Origin of the sequence: Desulfovibrio porci, from assembly GCF_009696265.1 — a bacterium.
Classification (GTDB): Bacteria; Desulfobacterota; Desulfovibrionia; order Desulfovibrionales; family Desulfovibrionaceae; genus Desulfovibrio; species Desulfovibrio porci.
This window is the reverse complement of the sequence record NZ_VUMH01000004.1, coordinates 47,429-65,903: the sequence shown is the minus strand read 5'-3', so window position 1 is coordinate 65,903 and position 18,475 is coordinate 47,429. Positions and strand designations below refer to the sequence as shown.

The following is an 18,475-nucleotide window of genomic DNA, read 5'->3' as shown; positions in this document are numbered from 1 at the left end:
CTAATCCTCGGGTTTGGCCGGGCCGATGCCCAGATATGCCTCGTCGTAGCGGGTGAGCAGAGCCATGGACAGGGGCACGTAAACTTCGTGCAGCTCCGTGAAGCGGGATTCCACGGTTTCGGCCACCTCCCGGCTGAGTTCCTCAAGCCGGGCCTGGATTTTGTCCAGATGCACGGTGGGGTAGGCTTTGCCCTTTTCAAAGGCCGAAAAGCCGCAGACGTGTCCCTGCCCGGCAATGGCTGTGGGCACGCCGTACAGGCGGCAGGTGATGGGCCGCGCCGCGTAAAGCAGACAGCGGTCCTCCTGGTCCAGCAGGGGACAGCGCAGCCGGGCCTGGGCGGCCTGGGCCATGATGGCCTCCGGGCTTTCCCCGTCTTTTTCGGCGCGGAACAGTTCCCGCTTCAGGCGGGTGAGACGACGGTCGCTTTCCGAGGCGCGGGTGAGGATGTCCGAACGCTCCGGCCCGTGGGCGAAAGCCGCCTCAAAGGCGCGGTTCAGGTACATGGCCTCCACCAGCGAGAGATCAAACAGGGCGTGGCAGCAGTCGCTACAGCCTTCCTTGCAGGTCACGCAACCGGGCTGCGCCTCGCGCACGCGCGCGAACAGGGCGTCGGTCTCGGCCCGCAAGGTTTCGTAGCGGGAAAATATGGGGCTCAGATCGGGGATCATGGCTTTCCTACGACAACGCGGACGGGTTACAGCAGTGCCGCCAGACGCACACACGCCCGGCGGCACTGTGGAAAGAACAAATGTTCCGTAAACGGGTCAGCAACGGAATGCCGCGTGGGCATTGCACCGTTAACTAGGCTTCTTCAACAGTGATGGCGCTGGTTTCGCAGACTTCCACACAGGATTCGCAGCCGAGGCATTCTTCGGCGTTCACGGGTTCGGACTTGCCGTCCTTGATTTCATAGACTTCCACAGGGCAAACGTCCACGCATTCGCCGCAACCCACGCATTTGTCGTTATCAACACTCACATTGTAGCCCATTGTTTCCTCCCAAAGTAACTTTGTGTTCTGCTTGATGCAGGGGCGGCTGGAAACCGCTTGTGAAAGGGATAGCTTCAGCCCTTGGCCCTGTCAAGTGCCTCCGGTCTTTTTGCCCGGTCCGGCCCATGCGGGCTTCGCCATACAAATAAAGCCGTTGCGCCTTTTGGCAAGGGCGGCCTGCCGCCGGGCTCAGAGCACCAGACGCGCGTAGTAGCCCCGGCCGTCGCGCACCACCTGCAAAAGCACCTGTCCGGCGAGGCGCTCTTTGCGGAAGGCCTGGAGCAGCTCGGCCATATTTTTGATCCGCGCGCCGCCCACGCCGGTGATCACATCACCCTTGCGCAGAAAGGCGGCCGGACCGTCGGGGCGCACACTCTGGATGACCGGACCCTGCCTGGATTCCCGCACGCCCAGACCCCAGCGGCGTTCCATGAGTTTTTGGGCCGTGGCGTCGTCAAAGGGCGCGGGCGTCACGTCCAGAGTGATATTCTTTTCACCCCGGCGCAGGCTGAGGCGCAGGCTTTCTCCGCCGGTCTGGTTGCGCAGCACATTGATGTAGTCGCGCCGGTCGCGCACGGGTGTGGCATTGATGCTTTCAATGATGTCGCCGGGCGTGATGCCCGCCTTGGCCGCCGGCGTGCCCTCAAAGACCGCGCCCACCAGCACGCCGCGCGCCTCCCGCAAGCCCAGGGCCATGGCCATGCGGCTGTCCAGATCTTCGGCCATAAGTCCCAGCCAGAGCGGAGCCACCCGACCCTGGCCCATGAGGTCGGCCATGACCCGGCGGGCCTTGTTGATGGGAATGGCGAAGCCGATGCCCTCGGCCCGGGCGTCCACGGCGGTGTTGATGCCGATGAGTCCGCCCTCGATGTTCAGCAGCGGGCCGCCGCTGTTGCCGGGATTGATGGCCGCGTCGGTCTGGATCAGATCCGTGAACACGCCGCCGTCGTTGCGGATGGTGCGGCCCAAGGCCGAAACCACGCCCGTGGTCACCGTATGGTTGAAGCCGAAGGGGTTGCCGATGGCGATGACGGTTTCGCCGGGCATGATGTCGGCGGAGTCGCCCAGACGCACGGCGGGAAGGTCGCGCGCGCCTTTGATTTCCAGCACGGCAATGTCGAAATCCGGTTCCGCGCCTTTGACCGTGGCGGGAAATTCGCGCCCGTCCAGCAGATGGACCATGACTTCGTCGCCGCCCGCGATGACGTGGGCGTTGGTCAGCACCAGACCCTTTGGGCCGTCCACAATGACGCCGGACCCCAGGCTGACGCGCTTCTGCCGTCCGGGCCGCGCGCCGGGAAAGCCGTCAAAACCCGGAAAACCGGGGCTGAAGCCGGGGCCGAAAAAGCGTTCCAGAGGTGAGACGCGCTGCCCTTCAATAATGTGGGTGCTGGTGATGTTGACCACCGCCGGGGCCACGGCCTGCACGGCGCGGACCACCGGGGTCATACGCGGACTGTCCGGTGCGGGAGCGGCCGGGCTCCCGGCGGGGAACCCGGCCAGCAGGCAGAAAAGAAGCAGAAAACCACGGACGCTCTGGGCTGCAAAATTGGGCATGATTACCTTCCGCAATACATTTCAGCGCCCGGCCGGATCTGTCCCGATCCGTTCCTGGCCGCCTCGAAGGAAGCGGGGGCTGCGGCCGCGCGTTGTTCGATCCGAACCGTTTCGACCACAGGAACAGCGTGCGCTGCCAGCGCGCCCCGGATGGGCAGACCCACCAGGGCGGTGAGCAGACAGAACAAGAAGAAAAGAGCCGCCCTGCGGGCGTTGCGAGCTATATTGTACATAATTCACCTCGTCAGATAAAGTCCCGCCGCCTCAATAAACCCGGCCGGGCGGCGGTGTAAGCGGCATGTCCGGTTATGGAAGCATTGCCGATCTGTTTGCTAGGTAATTATCATTCCCGGCTTGTAAAGACCTTGCGTCGCCGTCCCGTACAGGCTACAAACCGCCAATGGACAAGAAAATCAGTTTCACTCAGGCCGAATTGGAACGGCTTTTTCCAGGACTGCGCATTGAGCGTCCGCGCCGGGAGGATCTGGACGCGGCCCAGGCCCATCTGGACAATCTGACCAAGCCGCGCGGCAGTCTGGGGCGGCTGGAGGAACTGGCCCGGCGTCTGTACGCCATGCGCCGTGGCGAACTGCCGCTTTCCGTGAGTCCGGCCCTGATGCTGACCGTGGCCGGGGACCACGGCGTGGCCGCCCAAGGCGTTTCGCCCTTTCCCCAGGCCGTGACCAGGCAGATGGTCATGAATTTTCTGCACGGCGGCGCGGCGGTCAACGTGCTCTGCCGGTGCGGCGGCCTGGATTTGCGGGTGGTGGACGCCGGTTGCGCGGGCGGGCCGTTCACGCCGCATCCCATGCTGCTGGACCGGCGTCTGGGCGACGGCACGGCGGACATGAGCCGTGGCCCGGCCATGAGCCGCGAGACCTGCCTGAACGGTCTGCGCCGGGGCGTGGATCTGGCCGCCGAGGCGGCCGGGCGGGGCTACCGCTGCCTGGGCACGGGAGAAATGGGCATTGCCAACTCCACAGCGGGCACGGCCCTCTATTGCGCCCTGCTGGGCCTGGACCCGGACGCGCTCACCGGTCCCGGCGCGGGTTCCGATCCTGCCATGGTCCGGCACAAGGCGGGCATCGTGCGCGAGGCCCTGCGGGTCAATGCGTCCCTGCTGGCCTCCGGCGATCCGGTGGATATTCTGGCCGCCGTGGGCGGCTTTGAGATCGCCGTGATGAGCGGCATCATGCTGGGCGCGGCGGCGCAACGGCTGCCCGTGCTGGTGGACGGCTTCATCTGCAGCGCGGCCTATGCGGCTGCTCTGGCCATCTGCCCGGCCCTGGCCGACTATGCCGTGCTTTCCCACGCCTCGGCCGAACCGGGGCACAGCCCGGCGCTGTCCAGGCTGGCCCATGACGGAGCCGCCCCGGATGGCGGCGGGGAACCCCTGCTCCATCTGGGCATGCGCCTGGGCGAAGGCACGGGCGGGGCCCTGGCCTATCATCTGCTGCGCGGCGCGGCGGCCATATATAATGATATGGCCACCTTTGACGCGGCGGGCGTGACGGCCACCGAAGCGGACAGGACGGCGTAAATGGCGGCCTGTGAAGCTCCCGTGAGCGGCGCGATCAGCGCGGTTGACGCGACCGGCGCGGCCGACGCGACGCCCCTACTGGCGCTGGACGGCGTGAGCCGCCGCTTTACGGTGCGGCGCGGCTGGTTCGGGGAGCAACGGGAGCTTACCGCCGTGGATGGCGTGAGCCTCGGCCTGCGCCGCGGCGAAAGTCTCGGTCTGGTGGGTGAATCCGGCTGCGGCAAATCCACGCTGGGGCGTCTGGTCTGCGGTCTGCTGGCTCCTTCCGCGGGCCGGGTGCTGCTGGAGGGCAGGGCGTTGCCCCCGGCCGGAGCGGACAGCTGGGCCGCCGGGCGCATCCAGATGGTTTTTCAGGATCCTTTTTCCTCGCTCAATCCGCGTCTTTCCGTGCGGGCTTCCGTGGCCGAACCCCTGGCCGCCCGGAGTATGCCCCGCGCCGAGCGCCGCCGTCTGGCCGACGAAATGCTTGCCACCGTGGGCCTGAAAGGGGTGGGCGGACGGTATCCGCATGAATTTTCCGGCGGCCAGCGCCAGCGTATCGCCGTGGCCAGGGCGCTGGTCACCAGCCCGGACGTGATCGTCTGCGACGAGCCGGTTTCAGCGCTGGACGCCTCTGTGCAGGCCCAGGTGCTCAATCTGCTGTGCGACGTGCAGGAGCGCTTCAGCCCGGCCTATCTCTTCATCTCGCACGATCTGGCGGTGGTGGGCTTCATCTGCCCGCGTATTATGGTCATGTATCTCGGGCAGGTGGTGGAGGAGGCCCCGCGTGAACGGCTGTTCGCGGGCGCGGCCCATCCTTACAGCCAGGCCCTGCTGGCGGCCATGCCCACGGGCATGGCGGGAGAGCGCGGCGTGGAGTCCCTGCCGCAGGCCCTGGAAGGGGAACTGCCCAGCCCGCTCAAGCCGCCGTCAGGCTGCCGTTTTCATCCGCGTTGCCCCAAAGCCGTGGAAATCTGCCGCCGCGAAGCCCCGGCCTGGAAGGATCTGGCTCCCGGCTGGCGGGCGCGCTGTCATCTGCTGTGAATGAAAAACCCCGCTTTTGGCGGGGTCTTAAGGCTCTGCGGCTGTATGCTGTCTCCGCGCGGACCTATCTCTCGAAATAGGTGTAGCCGCGCAGACCGTCCTCAAAAGCCTGCATGACGGCGAAGCGCTCGCTGGGCGAGATGCGGCCCTGGCGCACGGCCTGTTCGGCGGTGCTGCGCAAATCTTCAAGGATGCGGCGCGGGTCGTATTCCACGTAGCTCAGGATGTCGGCCACGGAGTCTCCGCGAATTTCACGCACGTATTCGTAGCTGCCGTCTTCCGAGGCGCGGATGGAGACCACGTTGGTGTCGCCCATCAGGTTATGCAGGTCGCCCAGCGTTTCCTGATAGGCTCCCACCAGAAAGACGCCCAGATAATATTCCTCGCCGTCGCGCAGGGGATGCAGGTCCAGGGTGGACTTCATGCCCTGCGGGTCGATGAAGTGGTCGATGCGGCCGTCGGAATCGCAGGTGATGTCCGAAATAATGCCCTGGCGCGAGGGAAATTCCTTGAGCCGGTGCACGGGCATGATCGGAAAGAGCTGATCAATGGCCCAGGAGTCGGGCAGGGACTGGAACACGCTGAAGTTGCCGTAATAAATGTCCGCCAGGCTTACGTCGATGTCCGCCAGGTCGCGCGGCACGTTCTTGAGCCGGGTTTTCTCCTGGGCGATGCGCATGATGATGGCCCAGAAAAAGCGCTCGGCCAGAGTGCGCTGGCGCAGGTTGACCCGGCCCGTGGAAAAGAGCTGGCGCATTTCGTCGCGGTAATAGATGGCGTCGTTGTAGCATTCCTGAAGATTGCGCAGGGAAATGCCGGAGAGCACCTCGCGCAGGTTGCGTACGGGCTCCGGCGCATCCTCGGGCAGCTCGTCGGGCAACTGCACTTCCTCCACCACGCTGACATCCAGAATATTGAAGAGCAGCACCGAATAATAGGCCACCGTGGCCCGGCCGGATTCGGTGATGATGTGCGGGTGCGGCACCTGCTCCTCATCCAGGATGCTCATAATGGCTTCCACCACGTCCGCGCAGTATTCGTCCAGATTGTAGTTGCGCGAGGAAACGTAATTGGTGTGCGAGCCGTCGTAATCCACGGCCAGACCGCCGCCCAGATCCAGATAGCCCATGGGCGCGCCTTCCTGCACCAGACCCACATAGAGGCGCGCGCCTTCCATGACCCCGGTGCGGATGTCCCGGATGTTGGAGACCTGGGAACCCAGGTGGTAGTGCAGCAGGCGGAAGCAGTCCAACATGTCGTGGGCTTTGAGTGTGTCCACCACGTCGACGATCTGGGCCGGGGACAGGCCGAAGGTGGAGCGCTCCCCGCCGGAATCCGTCCAGTGCCCGCCCGCTTTGACCGCCAGCTTGGCCCGCACGCCGAGGTTGGGCCGTACGCCCAGAGCCTTGGCGCGCTCCAGCAGCACGTCCAGCTCGCCGGGCATTTCCAGCACGAAAAAGACGTTGAAGCCCAGGCGCAGGGCCTGAAGCCCCAGGTCGATGAATTCCTCGTCCTTGTAACCGTTGCAGACGATGCAGGCCTCGGTGTCGCGCATCAGCGAGACGGCGGCGATCAATTCTGCCTTGGAGCCCACTTCCAGCCCGTGGTGGTAGCGCGCGCCGAACTGGGCGATTTTTTCCACCACCTGCTGCTGCTGGTTGACCTTGATGGGGAACACGCCCCGGTACTCGCCGGTGTAGCCCAGATTTTTGATGGCCTTGCGGAAGGACTCATGGATGCTGGCAATGCGCGAGTCCAGAATGTTTTCCACCCGCAGGAGCACGGGCATGTCGTAGCCGCGCTCATGCAGACCGGCGATGATTTCCGGCAGGGGAATCTGCGGGCCTTTGGGACCCTGCGGGCAGACGATCACCTCGCCCTCGTCCGAAACATTGAAATAGCCGGCGCCCCAGTTGCGGATGCCGTAAAGTTCGATGGAATCTTCCACCCGCCACTGCTGCAATGCGCGGTTTTTGGCCAACGTGTTCTCCTTGAGTGCCGCCGCCCGGCGGGAAACAATGAGGGCATGCGCCCCGAAGCCGCGCCATTATGCCGTGAAAACGCGCAAAGTCAATGTGAGCGGGCGTTGCGGCCTCCGGGCGGTTCCGGCCTCCCGCATGTCCGCACTTGACGAAGGGCGGGGCATGCTTCACTTTTAAAAGTATATGTCGTCGGCATGTGGCCGCAATCCGTTTTGAGGACGATTATGAGACATTTTCCGTACAGTTGTTTGTTGTTGCCGCTGCTGGCGGTTCTGTTGACCGCCTGTTCGGGCGACGACGGCAAGACCGGCGGCCCGCCGCCCGCGCCCGTGCATGTCCGGCCCGTGGCGCGCGCCGACGTGCCGCGTCTGCTGCATGTGGTGGGCAATGTCAAGGCTTCGGCCACGGTGGGGGTCAAACCCAGGGTCACGGGCGAGATCCAGGAAATCCATTTCAGGGAAGGTCAGGACGTACGGGAAGGGGATCCGCTGATCGGCATTGATCCGCGTCCCTTTGAGGCCGCATTGCGCGAAAAGCGCGGTCTGCTGGCCAAATCCCAGGCCCAGTTGAGCAAGGCCAACGACGACATGCGCCGCTACGGCAAGCTGGTGGGCGGCGGCTATGTGAGCCGCGAGGCCTACGAGCAGACCGCCACCGAAGCGGCGGCCCTCAAGGCCACGGTGCAGTCGGACAAGGCCGCCGTGGAAAGCGCGGCCCTGGATCTTTCCTACTGCACGGTGACCGCGCCCATCAGCGGTCGGGTGGGCGCTCTCAATGTGGACAAGGGCAATATGGTCAAGACCACGGACGACACGCCCGTAGTGACCATCGACACGCTCTCGCCCATCTATGTGAATTTTTCCGTGCCCGAGGCGCATCTGCCGGTGATTCTGGAGCGCATGCGCCAGGGCAAGGTGTCCATCAGGGCCACACCCACGGGCGGAACAGTGGAAAGCGGCCTGCTGACCCTGGTGGACAATACCGTGGACACGCGCACCGGCACCATCCGCCTGCGCGGCACGTTTGAAAATTCTGACCGCCGCCTCTGGCCCGGCCAGTTTGTGGAAGTGGAACTGCCTCTGGGCGTGGCGCGGCAGGCATTGACCGTGCCCAGCCGCGCCGTGCAGTTTGGCCGCGAGGAATCCTACGTCTATCTGGTCGGCAAGGATGATCGCGCCGTGTACCGCAAGGTCAAGGTGCTCTTCGAGCATCAGGGCGTCAGCGTGGTGGAGGGCGAACTGGCCGAAGGCGACCGGGTGGTGGTGGACGGCCAGGTGCGGCTGGCGCCGGGTCTGGCGGTGCAGGTTCTGGAATAACATCCGCGCCGGATTTTTTATCCGCCGTCCGCATCAGTTTCCAGAACCCGGCAGAGCGCCGCGCCGTTGCTCGCACCGGCCACGGCCCTGCAAAAGGCCGCCGCCTGTTCTTCCGGCAGGCTGAGGCGCAACCGGGCCTCGGCCTGGTAATCCTCATCCGCGATCTTGGCCTCAAAGGCGGGCAGAAGGCGGCGCAACGCGTCCAGGTGGGCGTAGCTCACGGTGCATTCCAGCCGGGACAGCGGCACTTGTTCGGCCAGGGCCAGACCTGTCAGATTTTCGCGTACCGAGTCCTGATAGGCCCGAACCAGCCCTCCGGTACCCAGCTTGACCCCGCCGAACCAGCGCGTCACCACTACGCAGATCTCCCCGATGCCGCAGTGCAGCAGCACTTGCAGCATGGGCCGCCCGGCCGTGCCGTGGGGTTCGCCGTCGTCGGAGGAGCCGATCCGCGCGGTGTGGCCCGGCGCACCCGCGGCATAGGCCCAGCAGTTGTGGGTGGCGTCGGCGTTGGCCCGGCGGATGGATTCCACAAAAGCCCGCGCGGCCTCCGGTCCCGGCGTATGGGCGCATTGGGCCAGAAAGCGGCTGCGGCGGATGAGCAGCTCCGTGCAGTGGGGCCGGTCCGGCCCGGCGGCGGGGATGGGATAACGCGCCATTGCTATGTTCCGTTTTCCGCCGGGCAGAATTCGTGGATGCAGGCCGCGGCGTTGGGAAGTGCCACAGGTGGAATGTCCCCGGCCCTGCAACAGGCGCGGCGGTAAAAGCCGCCTTCCGGATGGGAAACGAGCGCGAAATGCGCGATTACTGCCTCGGCGTTCATCGTTAGTTCAGTAACGTCCAATGCCCGCCGGGGCAATGGAAAAATTTATTTTATAAAACAAATTATATAAATAGGTTATGAGGTAAACGCAAATTTCTCTCGGCAAATGCCCAAAAAAGGCTTTACAAGACCGGCGGCTTTTTATAAACAGGAATCGTTCCTGCTAATGGAAGCAACAAAATTTCACATACGCTAAAGGAGAGAACAATGAGCAAGACCCAGGAAAATCTGATGGCCGCCTTTGCAGGCGAGTCCCAGGCCAATCGTAAATACCTCGCTTTCGCCCAGGTGGCCGACAAGGAAGGCATGCCGCAGGTCGCCAAGCTGTTCCGCGCCGCCGCCGCCGCTGAGACCATCCATGCGCACGCGCACCTGAAAAACGCCGGCAAGATCGGCGACACGGCCGCCAATCTGCAGTCCGCCCTGGAAGGCGAGACCTACGAATTCACCAAGATGTACCCCGAAATGATCAAGGACGCCCAGGCCGAAGGCAAGACCGCTGTGGCCAAGTACTTCGAATTCGCCAACAAGGTGGAAGAAGTGCACGCCAACCTGTACAAGAAGGCGATTGCCGATCCTTCCGGCCTTGCCAATGTGGACTATTATGTCTGCAAGATCTGCGGCTACACCCACGAAGGTCCCTGCGACGCCTGTCCCGTGTGCGGCGCCGGCGCGGCGGCTTTCTTCAAGGTGGAAGAGTGCTGCAAGTAGCCTGACCCGCGCGACGGAGCCATGCCGCTTTTGGGGGCGGCGTGGAAGCCGGGTTGCGACTGTGATGGTTGGAGGGGCCGCCGCAAGGCGGCTCCTTCAGGCTGCAGACAAAGTCGGCAGCCCCGAAAATCAGGAGTAGGTCGCGGCTTTGCCGCGCCGTTACGCGACTGATTTCCGTGCCTTTCCGCCCGGCGGCTCTGTCGCCGTCGGTGGCGCAAACCGCGCGAAGCGGGGTTTGTCATCACGCTGGAGGGGCCGCCGCAAGGCGGCTCCTTTCTTGTTGGCGCGGGCCGCGCGCCGGGCGGCCGCAACGCCTTCGGCATTGCATTTTGGGCTGAAAAGAGTCAGTATCCGCTTGATGTTTTTTGCAGCCATCGGCGCTGTTGGCGCAACAAGACCAGATTGGCGTTGAAACGGCATCCCGTTTCAAAACCGGCGTTATCTGCGGTCGGCGGAAAATGTGGTTTTCCCGTGGCTGCGGGTAGGGGCGTCGCCGTTCAGCGCCGCCGGGCGGTGCGTATGTTCAATGCGGAACCGCTTGTTATCAACAACTGACGGCGACGCGGGCGTCCGTCCGCTTTCCCGCTTCCCGGCTTCTGCCTCGGGAGAGCGGGTTTATGTATATCGCCGTGGAGGCCTTCTTATGCGTGTTTTTGTCCGCTCCTGCATTTTTGCGCTTCTTCTGGTTCTGTGCGGCCTGAGCGCGGTCCAGACCGCCGATGCGGCGGCCAAAAAAGAACCCGCCAAGGAAGCCCCCAACAAATTCGAAGCGTTGAAACGCTTCAGCCAGGTGCTCGACCTGGTGGAACGCTATTACGTGAAGGATGTGACCCAGACGGACCTGATCAACGGGGCCGTCAAGGGCATGCTGCAGGGCCTTGACCCGCACTCCACCTTCATGAATACGGAAGAATACAAGGAAATGCAGGAAACCACCTCCGGCGAATTCTTCGGGGTGGGCATTGAAATTTCCATGGAGAACGGCCAGGTCGTGGTGGTGACGCCCATTGAGGACACCCCGGCCTTCCGCGCGGGTCTCCAGTCCGGCGACGTGATCCTGTCCATCAACGGCCAGCCCACGCAGGAGCTTTCGTTGCAGGAAGTCGTCTCGCGCATCCGGGGAGCCAAGGGCACGGAAGTGGAGCTGACCGTCCTGCACAGCGACGCCAAGACCCCGCAGACCGTGCGCATCGTGCGCGACGCCATTCCCCTGATCAGCGTCAAGTCCAAGAAGCTGGACGACGGCTACTACTGGGTGCGCCTGACCCGCTTCTCCGAACGCACCACCGAGGAACTCAAGGAAGCGCTCAAGGATGCGGAAAAGGAAAGCAAGGCCACGGGCGGCCTCAAGGGCATTGTGCTGGATCTGCGCAACAATCCCGGCGGCCTGCTGGACCAGGCGGTCAGCGTGTCCGACATCTTCCTGCAAAAGGGCGTGATCGTTTCCATCAAGGGCCGTCGTGACAACACTGACCGTGTCTACGAAGCCAAAAAACAGTCCGACGACGTGCGCGTGCCCATGGTTGTGCTGGTCAACGCCGGTTCGGCCTCGGCCTCGGAAATTGTGGCTGGCGCGTTGCGCGACCAGAAGCGCGCCCTGATTCTGGGCGAACGCTCCTTCGGCAAGGGGTCGGTGCAGAACATCATTCCGCTGTCCGACGGCTCCGGCCTCAAGCTGACGGTGGCCCTGTACTATACGCCCAACGGCAGTTCCATTCAGGCCGAGGGCATCGTGCCCGACCTGGAAGTGGTCTTTGAACCGCCGCGCACCGAGGACAAGGATAACCCGCGTTTCCTCCTGCGCGAGCAGGACCTCAACCGCCATCTGGAAAACGGCAAGGACAAGAAGGGCGGCCAGAGCAAGGCCAAAAAAGACGAGGGCAAGGAGCAGCTGGCCCGCGACAATCAGCTGCGCATGGCTCTTCAGGTCGTGAAAAGTCTGCCCAAGATGCGGGAGATTCAGAATTAGGCGGCGTTGTCTTCGTCCCCGCAGCCGGGGATGAGGCCCGCCGGACGGCATAGCCCAGCGTGTACGATAAAGAAAGAAACGGCAGCCCCCTGACCGGCCCCCTCGGGTCCGGCGGGGGGCTGCGTGCTTCCAGCCGCCTGGGGCTGGGCGGCCTGGTCTGGCTGTTGTGCTCCCTGGTTTTTTCGCTCTGGTTGGGCGATGGGCTCAACGTGCCGGACGTTGCGGAACGGGGCGGCCCCGCCGCTTCTGACGCCCGGATCGACGCCGTCGGCCGTCAGGCGGCGCCGCCAATGGGCGAGCGGGAAGCCCGGCTCGCACTGGCCGGGCTGGACGCGCTGGTCATCCGGACGCTGCCCCAGGCCCTGCCGTTCGCCCGCTGGCGGCGCGAGGAAGAACTGCCGCCGGGCGTCGCGGACGCGGGCGCGCGCCGGTATCGGATCACAGGACGCTGCGCGCCGTTGCGCCTGGCCGTGGCGCTGCTGGAAAAGCTGCATCCGGCGACGACTTCGGACTTTTCCGCCCTGTCCGCCGCCGGGCGGGACGCTTTGCGTCCTCGTCTGGCCTGGACGGATGAGGGCGTGCTGGAAATCCGCCTCAACGGGCGGTTGAGCCACAGTTTCTATTTCCCCGGCCGGGAGCGGGAACTGGCCGACCTGGCCCGGCCCATGCCCACAGCCGCGCTGGTTCTGGTCATAGATGATCTGGGCCGGAGCCTGGAAGCCGCCGAAGCCCTGGCCGCCCTGCCTTTTCCCGTGACCCTGGCCGTCTGGCCGCTCGCGCCCAAAACCGGCGCGACAGCGGCCCTGGCCGGACAGATGGGTCTGGATTGTCTGGTGCATCTGCCCATGGAGCCCTTGCCGCGCGCCGACGGCTCCCGTCCCAAACCCGGACCGGGCGCGCTGTTCGCGGATATGAGCCCGCAGGCTCTGGCCGCCGTGCTGGAACCCGACCTGGCCGCCGCGCCCACGGCACTGGGCCTGAATAATCATATGGGTTCCCGCTTCACGGGCAGCGCCTCCGCCAGCCGTTTGCTCTGCGCGCAACTGGCCGGGCGCGGTTTTGTTGTTCTGGACAGCCTGACCCAGCCCCATTCCCGGCTGGCGGAGGCGGCCCGCGCCGCCGGACTGGTCAGCGTGAGCCGGGCTGTTTTTCTGGATACGCGCCGGGAAAGCTCCGCTGTTCTTGCCGCCCTGGACGCGGCGGCGGCCAGGGCGCGCTCCGCCGGTTTTGCCGTGGCCATCGGCCATCCCTATCCGGAAACGCTCAGCGCGTTGCGCCGCTGGCAGGACAAGGCCGCTACGCCCGTCGTTCCCTTGCGCCGCCTGGTCTGGCATCTGGCGCAACGCCAGGCGGCGCGGGACGCGCGCGGCCGCTGATTTTTTTGAACGGTATATCAAGGAGAAAACCATGCAGGACACCCTTGCCATCATCAAGCCGGACGCCGTGGCGCGCGATCTTGCCGGGGAAATCCTGGCCGCCGTGCAGGCCGCCGGACTCCGCATCGTCGGTCTGAAAATGCTGCGTCTGAGCAAGGCCCAGGCCCAGGGCTTTTACGCCGTGCACGCGGAACGCCCCTTTTTTGACAGCCTGACGGATTATATGGCCTCCGGGCCGGTGGTCTGCGTCGCGTTGCGGGGCGAGGACGCTGTGGCCCGCTACCGGGCGCTGATGGGCGCCACAAATCCGGAGCAGGCCGAACCCGGCACCTTGCGTCACAAATACGGGCAGAGCCTTGAGGCCAACGCCGTGCACGGTTCCGACGGACCGGACACCGCCGCCGTGGAACTGGCCTTTTTCTTCAACAAACTTGAAATAGTGGAGTGACGTCGTGAAGATCACCACAATAGGCTGCGTGGGCTGCGGCAATATGGGCGGGGCCATTCTCGCCGGTCTGGCGGACAGCCTGCATGCGGGCTATGCGTTCTGCGGCTATAATCGCACGCCGGAACGCATGAAGCCTCTTCTGGAAAAGGGCGTGACGGCCAAAGCCGACGCCCGTGCCGTGGCGGAAGATTCGCATATTGTCATTCTGGCGGTCAAACCCTACCAGGCGGCCGCCGTGCTGGCGGAGATGCGCCCGAAGCTCGGCGCCGACAAGGTGCTGGTGTCCGTGGCGGCGGGCATCAGTTTGAAAAGCCTGCGTGAGGCCGCCGGTGACCGGTGCGCGGTGGTGCGCTGCATGCCCAACACCCCGGCCCTGGTGGGCAAGGGCGTTTTCGCGTTTTCCTTTGAGGAGGACGCAACGTCGGAGAGCAAAGCCGGGCTGATGGAACTCTTCGGTGCGCTGGGCCTCTGTCTGGAACTGCCCGAAGCCCGCTTTACCGCCTTTTCCGCCCTGATCGGCGCGGGCCCGGCCTATGTGTTCGAGATGATGCAGGGGCTGGTGCAGGCCGGTGTGACCCTGGGCTTTCAACACAAGGAAGCCCGCCGCATGGTGGCCGCGCTCTTTGCCGGTTCGGCGCGCATGGCCGAACTGAATCCCGCTCCGTTGATGCAGCTGCGCGACGAAGTCTGCTCGCCCGGCGGCCTGACCATTGCCGGGGTCAATCAGTTGGACCGCGCGGGCTTGCCGGGGCTTCTGGTGGATGCCGTACTGGCCGCCGATGCGCGCGGCCGGGAAATGGAAAGCTGAACGTCGCGCTGTGAGCCCGACCGCCGGAAGCCGCGCAGGTGAGGGCGGACGGTCTTGCGTCAGATTGCGGGGAATCCGGGTGGACCGGGTTCCCCTTTGCGTTTGTAAGCTGGTTTTTTCCAGCTCAGAGTTGAGGATCGCCCGTCATCGCGTCGTCCTTGAATGCCTTGGCGGCGTCGGTGAGACGTTGCAAGAGCGTCTGCAAGGTTTCTTTCTCCTGCCCGGAGAAACGGCTGGTGACGGCGGCATCCCAGTGGGCCACGACCCGCATGATTCGCGGGTAGAGGTCATAAGCCCGCTGCGTCGGATGGACGGTGGTGGTGCGTTTGTCGTGCGGATTGCTTTCCCGGCGGATGAAGCCGGCCCGCTCCAGCTGCGTCAGGGCGCGCGTCACATTGCTTTTGTTGATGCCGATGCGCTCGGGCAGTTTGTCCTGGGTAATGCCCGGCTCTCTGCACAGCGCGAGGATGAAAAGATACTGGCTTGTATTGATGCCCAACGGCGCGAGCGCCTTGCCGAGATACATGTAGTAGTGGCGGTTGGCCAGTGTGATCCATTTGCAGGTCAGATCCAAAATTGTTTCCTTGGCGCTGGACGGTTTCGCGCGGGGCCGTTCCGCCGTAGCCGGTTGAATCCGCGCTTGACAGAGAAGAGAAAAACACATAACCGTTGCGTCCGCAACAATTTTATGCGCAGGAGATTTGCCATGCCTGATCGCCGCATCCGCCGCCAACAGGCGGCAAACACAGCCAACGTGGGAACATGGAGGACGCTGCGGGAGATCTGCAACCGCAACTTCAGTGTGGTGACGCTGATCAACCTGCTGGTGATGACCGCCTATTATCTGATATTTGTCACCAGCACCGCCTATGCCCGGGATGCCTTCGCTGCAAGCCTGAGCACCGCCGGTTTTACCGCCGGCATCATGGTCATCGGCTGTCTGGTCGGGCGTTTCGTCACCGGTAACTTGCTGTCTATTTTCGGTTGCCGGATGGTTCTTTTCGCCGGGTTGCTGCTGTACGTCGTCAGCATGGCGGGCTTTTTTCTGGTGGATTCCCTGGGCTTGCTGTTGGCGCAACGCTTCTGGGCCGGTGTGGGCGTGGGCGTTATCGGCACGGCCACGGGCACCATTGTGGCCTATGTAATTCCGCAGCGGCACCACGGCTTCGGGGTCAGCCTGTTCAGCATGAGCACGGCTCTGGCCCTGGCCCTGGGGCCGTTTCTGGGCATCACTCTGAGCACGCGCATAGGTTATGCGACGCTGATGTGGGTCAATGTGGGCATCGCCCTGGTCTGCATGCTCATCTTTTTCGGGCTGGCGGCCCTGCCGTCCATGCGCCACCGCCATCGTTCCTTCTTTAGCTTGAACAGCTACATTGACCCGCGCGTGGTGCGCTTTTCCCTCGTGGCCCTGGTGGTCTGTCTGAGCTACGGCTGCGTGCAGGCCTTTATGACCTCTTTCGCCGCCGAGCGCGCCCTTTCCGGTCCGGCCAGCCTGTTCTTTCTGTTGTACGCCGTGGCCGCCCTGGCCACCAGGCCGCTGACGGGCCGCCTGTTCGACACCCGCGGCGAAAACGTCATTTTTTATCCCATCCTGTTGCTGACCGCGCTTTCCCTGATTCTCCTCGCCCGCGCGGAAAGCGGCTGGATGCTGCTGCTGGCCGGTCTGGTGCTCGGTATGGCTTCGGCAACTTCCAGTCCGTGGGGCAGGCCGTATCCCTCTCGCTGGTCTCGCGTTCCCGCTTTGCCCAGGCCACCACGACCTTTTTCATCTTTTTTGATATGGGCATCGGCTTGGGTCCGTATATCTTCGGTTTCCTGGTGCCTTCCGTGGGGTACGGCGGCATGTACCAGGCGCTGGCCTTTACCGTGCTGGCCGCGCTGGGCCTTTACTATATGCTGCATGGGAGGTTTGCGGGTTAGGGCGTATTGACACTATGTTTGCCCCCTGGCTGCGTTGAACTTCGCCTTTTATTCCAGTCGAGTACCATATCTCTGCTGTGCTCATCCGTATGCAGCTTGCTGCAACGGCTGAGGCACGAGCACATTTCTTCCATAAAAGGCTTGTTCTCCTTGCCGGAAACAAAATTCCTGTAGTGTCAACACGCCCTGAGAGATGTTGCTGTATTGCCCATACGCCCTCCGTCTGCGCCGGATTCGCCCCGCGCGAAGGAAACTATCCGGCGGCTGGGCCTTGCCTCCAATAAAGAAAAACCCTTCCGAAATACTTCGGAAGGGTTTTTCTTTATCTCCGCCGTGTCGCGGAAAAAGCTTACTGATCCACCCGTACGTCCAGCGTGTTGCCGTCCTTGGCAAGCACCAGACGGGTGGTGCGCGGTTTTTCCTTGAGGTCGATGACCACGCGGGTCTTGTCACCCATTTTGCCGACGCGCACATTGCTTACCAGGGGGTTGCCGGGCACGCCCGGTGCCTTGATCTGCCACTGGCCCTCCAGGTCAACCACCACGCGCTCGGGATTGCTCAGATTCATGCTCTTGTAACGGAGGGGCGCGTTGCCCGTCAGGCGCACCGTGGCCCCCTTGTCCCGCGCGAAGACCACAAAACGGCTGATGCTGCGTTCACGCGGGGCTGCGGTTTTTTCCGCCTTGGGCTTTTCGGCCTTGGCCTTTTCAGTCTGGGCCGGGCGCTCGTCTTTTTTGGCCTCGGCGCGGGCGGGCGTTCCGCTTTCCGCCTTGGCGGACGGCGCGGGGCGCTCCGCGGCCGGGGGCGGCGTGGACGCGCCCGGATGTTCACGCTCGGCTGTCTGCGGCGCGGGAGCGGCAGGTGAAGCCGGGGGCGTTTGAGCCCGCTCCGGTGTCTGCTCCACGGCGGGCATGGCGGTTTCGGCGTCGTCCCGGGGCAAAGGCGGCAGTTTGGGTTCTTCGCGGGCCGCTTCCGGCGGTGCGGCGAATCCGTTGCGGCCGCCGTCCGCCGGAAGCGGCGGCAGGTCCGCGCCGTTGTCCGGCGTGGTTGGTTGGCTGACTTCCGCCGCCGGGGCCGGGGCGGGTTCAGATTTGCGGCCCAGACGTTCATTGAGCATGATCAGCGCCATGCCCAAGATGCAGACCGCCAGAAGAAGACTGAGAATGACTTTGTTCATGCCGTATGGCTCCTGTCAAAAGGCGAGTTGCTCGCTCTGGTTCAGCGCGTCCGCCGGGGACGGTTTTTGCCGGGCCTGAGCTGTTTTTCTTTCCTGATATGGGCCAGCATCCTGGGATAGAGGGCTTCGCGGGCGTCCAGGCGCATGGCCGTGTGAATGTGCGCGGCGGCTTCGTCATACGCGCCCATGGCGCAGAGGATGCGGGCCAGGTTGAAATGGGCGTGATCGTCCTCCGGGGCCAGTTCCAGAGCCCGCTTGCCGAAAAGCAGGGCCAAGTCCGGCATGGCTGTTTTGCGCAGTTTCGCGCCGAAATCGCGGAACATATGCTTGTGGACGGGCGAAATATTCTCGGTGGCGGCCGCCAGCTGCTCCAGCGCGGTGATGGCGGCCTGCCGCTCGCGCGGGCGCTTCAGGCGCAATAAGGCCTTGCGGAAGTTTTCGCGTAGTGTGATTTCCGTCTGTTTGGCCCGTCGCGCGTTGTCCAGGCCGCTCAGCAGGTCGCCGTCCAGTTCCGGGGCTTTTGACTCGGACTCGGTCGGAGCGGGCGACTCCGGAAGGTCCGCCAGGGCGCGGACGTCCAGCATGGTCATGGGCATGGCCAGAATGGAGGGCTCGGCCCGGAAGTGCGCGGCGAAACGGGCGGCGCTGACGCGTCGCGCCTCCGCCCTGGGCTGGAAGGCGCTGTCCAGTTGTTGCACCGCGTAACCCGCTTCCGCCAGTTCCCAGACGAAAAAGAGCGTCTTGCGGGAGCCGTCCGCCTTGGCCGAGGGCTGAGAGTATACGCCAAGATATTTTGGAGGACGCATGGGCGAAATGTACATTATTTGCGCC

At 64.2% G+C, this 18,475-nt stretch carries 17 protein-coding genes; 9 read left to right on the top strand and 8 right to left on the bottom strand.

All coding sequences use genetic code 11. The annotated features are described in order from the left end of the window. The 3 genes from FYJ44_RS05310 to FYJ44_RS05300 all read right to left on the bottom strand — a co-directional run bounded on the left by FYJ44_RS05310 (position 1) and on the right by FYJ44_RS05300 (position 2,548). Positions 1 to 669 (bottom strand): YkgJ family cysteine cluster protein, encoded by a 669-nt coding sequence (locus FYJ44_RS05310; RefSeq protein ID WP_154509880.1) that lies wholly within the window; start codon positions 667 to 669, stop codon positions 1 to 3. 133 nt (positions 670 to 802) lie between these two features. Beyond that, on the bottom strand, positions 803 to 991 hold the full coding sequence (locus FYJ44_RS05305; protein ID WP_022655044.1) for a ferredoxin: 189 nt from the start codon (positions 989 to 991) through the stop codon (positions 803 to 805). Between the two features lie 189 nt (positions 992 to 1,180). Beyond that, positions 1,181 to 2,548, bottom strand: a complete 1,368-nt coding sequence (locus tag FYJ44_RS05300) for a trypsin-like peptidase domain-containing protein (RefSeq protein WP_154509878.1) — start codon at positions 2,546 to 2,548, stop codon at positions 1,181 to 1,183. Between the two features lie 400 nt (positions 2,549 to 2,948). On the opposite strand from FYJ44_RS05300, the gene cobT reads away from it, so the two are divergent. Beyond that, a complete protein-coding gene (gene cobT / locus FYJ44_RS05290) occupies positions 2,949 to 4,088 on the top strand; it encodes a nicotinate-nucleotide--dimethylbenzimidazole phosphoribosyltransferase (protein ID WP_154509874.1) in 1,140 nt (379 codons plus the stop codon). Then, positions 4,089 to 5,111 carry an ABC transporter ATP-binding protein gene (locus FYJ44_RS05285; RefSeq protein WP_154509872.1) on the top strand — a complete coding sequence of 341 codons (1,023 nt, stop codon included), beginning with the start codon at positions 4,089 to 4,091 and terminating at the stop codon, positions 5,109 to 5,111. It begins immediately after the preceding gene. 64 nt (positions 5,112 to 5,175) lie between these two features. Here the strand turns inward: FYJ44_RS05285 and speA are convergent, their stop codons facing one another. After that, on the bottom strand, positions 5,176 to 7,092 hold the full coding sequence (gene speA / locus FYJ44_RS05280) for a biosynthetic arginine decarboxylase (protein WP_154509870.1): 1,917 nt from the start codon (positions 7,090 to 7,092) through the stop codon (positions 5,176 to 5,178). Between the two features lie 225 nt (positions 7,093 to 7,317). On the opposite strand from speA, the gene FYJ44_RS05275 reads away from it, so the two are divergent. Then, complete coding sequence (locus tag FYJ44_RS05275) at positions 7,318 to 8,409, top strand: efflux RND transporter periplasmic adaptor subunit (RefSeq protein WP_154509868.1); 1,092 nt, start codon at positions 7,318 to 7,320, stop codon at positions 8,407 to 8,409. Positions 8,410 to 8,426: 17 nt separating this feature from the next. On the opposite strand, the gene FYJ44_RS05270 is transcribed toward FYJ44_RS05275, so the two are convergent. Next, complete coding sequence (locus FYJ44_RS05270) at positions 8,427 to 9,068, bottom strand: YigZ family protein (RefSeq protein ID WP_154509866.1); 642 nt, start codon at positions 9,066 to 9,068, stop codon at positions 8,427 to 8,429. A gap of 371 nt (positions 9,069 to 9,439) precedes the next feature. Here FYJ44_RS05270 and FYJ44_RS05265 point away from each other — a divergent pair, with 371 nt between their 5' ends. The 5 genes from FYJ44_RS05265 (at position 9,440) to proC (ending at position 14,544) form a co-directional block, all read left to right on the top strand. Beyond that, complete coding sequence (locus FYJ44_RS05265; RefSeq protein ID WP_154509864.1) at positions 9,440 to 9,943, top strand: rubrerythrin family protein; 504 nt, start codon at positions 9,440 to 9,442, stop codon at positions 9,941 to 9,943. A 643-nt stretch (positions 9,944 to 10,586) separates the two neighbouring features. Continuing rightward, positions 10,587 to 11,912, top strand: coding sequence for a S41 family peptidase (locus tag FYJ44_RS05260; protein WP_154509862.1), 1,326 nt, complete (start codon positions 10,587 to 10,589; stop codon positions 11,910 to 11,912). A gap of 59 nt (positions 11,913 to 11,971) precedes the next feature. After that, positions 11,972 to 13,288, top strand: coding sequence for a divergent polysaccharide deacetylase family protein (locus tag FYJ44_RS05255; RefSeq protein ID WP_288230343.1), 1,317 nt, complete (start codon positions 11,972 to 11,974; stop codon positions 13,286 to 13,288). 31 nt (positions 13,289 to 13,319) lie between these two features. Continuing rightward, complete coding sequence (gene ndk / locus FYJ44_RS05250) at positions 13,320 to 13,736, top strand: nucleoside-diphosphate kinase (RefSeq protein ID WP_154509860.1); 417 nt, start codon at positions 13,320 to 13,322, stop codon at positions 13,734 to 13,736. 4 nt (positions 13,737 to 13,740) lie between these two features. Then, positions 13,741 to 14,544 carry a pyrroline-5-carboxylate reductase gene (proC, locus tag FYJ44_RS05245; RefSeq protein WP_288230345.1) on the top strand — a complete coding sequence of 268 codons (804 nt, stop codon included), beginning with the start codon at positions 13,741 to 13,743 and terminating at the stop codon, positions 14,542 to 14,544. 124 nt (positions 14,545 to 14,668) lie between these two features. On the opposite strand, the gene FYJ44_RS05240 is transcribed toward proC, so the two are convergent. Beyond that, positions 14,669 to 15,118 (bottom strand): MarR family winged helix-turn-helix transcriptional regulator, encoded by a 450-nt coding sequence (locus FYJ44_RS05240; protein WP_154509858.1) that lies wholly within the window; start codon positions 15,116 to 15,118, stop codon positions 14,669 to 14,671. 132 nt (positions 15,119 to 15,250) lie between these two features. Here FYJ44_RS05240 and FYJ44_RS05235 point away from each other — a divergent pair, with 132 nt between their 5' ends. Continuing rightward, the gene (locus tag FYJ44_RS05235) at positions 15,251 to 16,477 is read left to right on the top strand and encodes an MFS transporter (protein ID WP_229772516.1); all 1,227 of its coding nucleotides are present in this window, start codon (positions 15,251 to 15,253) and stop codon (positions 16,475 to 16,477) included. A gap of 339 nt (positions 16,478 to 16,816) precedes the next feature. Here FYJ44_RS05235 and FYJ44_RS05230 read toward each other — a convergent pair whose 3' ends face one another. Both FYJ44_RS05230 and FYJ44_RS05225 read right to left on the bottom strand, forming a co-directional pair. Beyond that, positions 16,817 to 17,644, bottom strand: a complete 828-nt coding sequence (locus FYJ44_RS05230; protein ID WP_154509856.1) for an AMIN domain-containing protein — start codon at positions 17,642 to 17,644, stop codon at positions 16,817 to 16,819. A 41-nt stretch (positions 17,645 to 17,685) separates the two neighbouring features. Next, entirely contained in the window at positions 17,686 to 18,450 is a 765-nt protein-coding gene (locus FYJ44_RS05225; protein ID WP_154509854.1) for a tetratricopeptide repeat protein, read from the bottom strand. Positions 18,451 to 18,475: the final 25 nt, after the last annotated feature.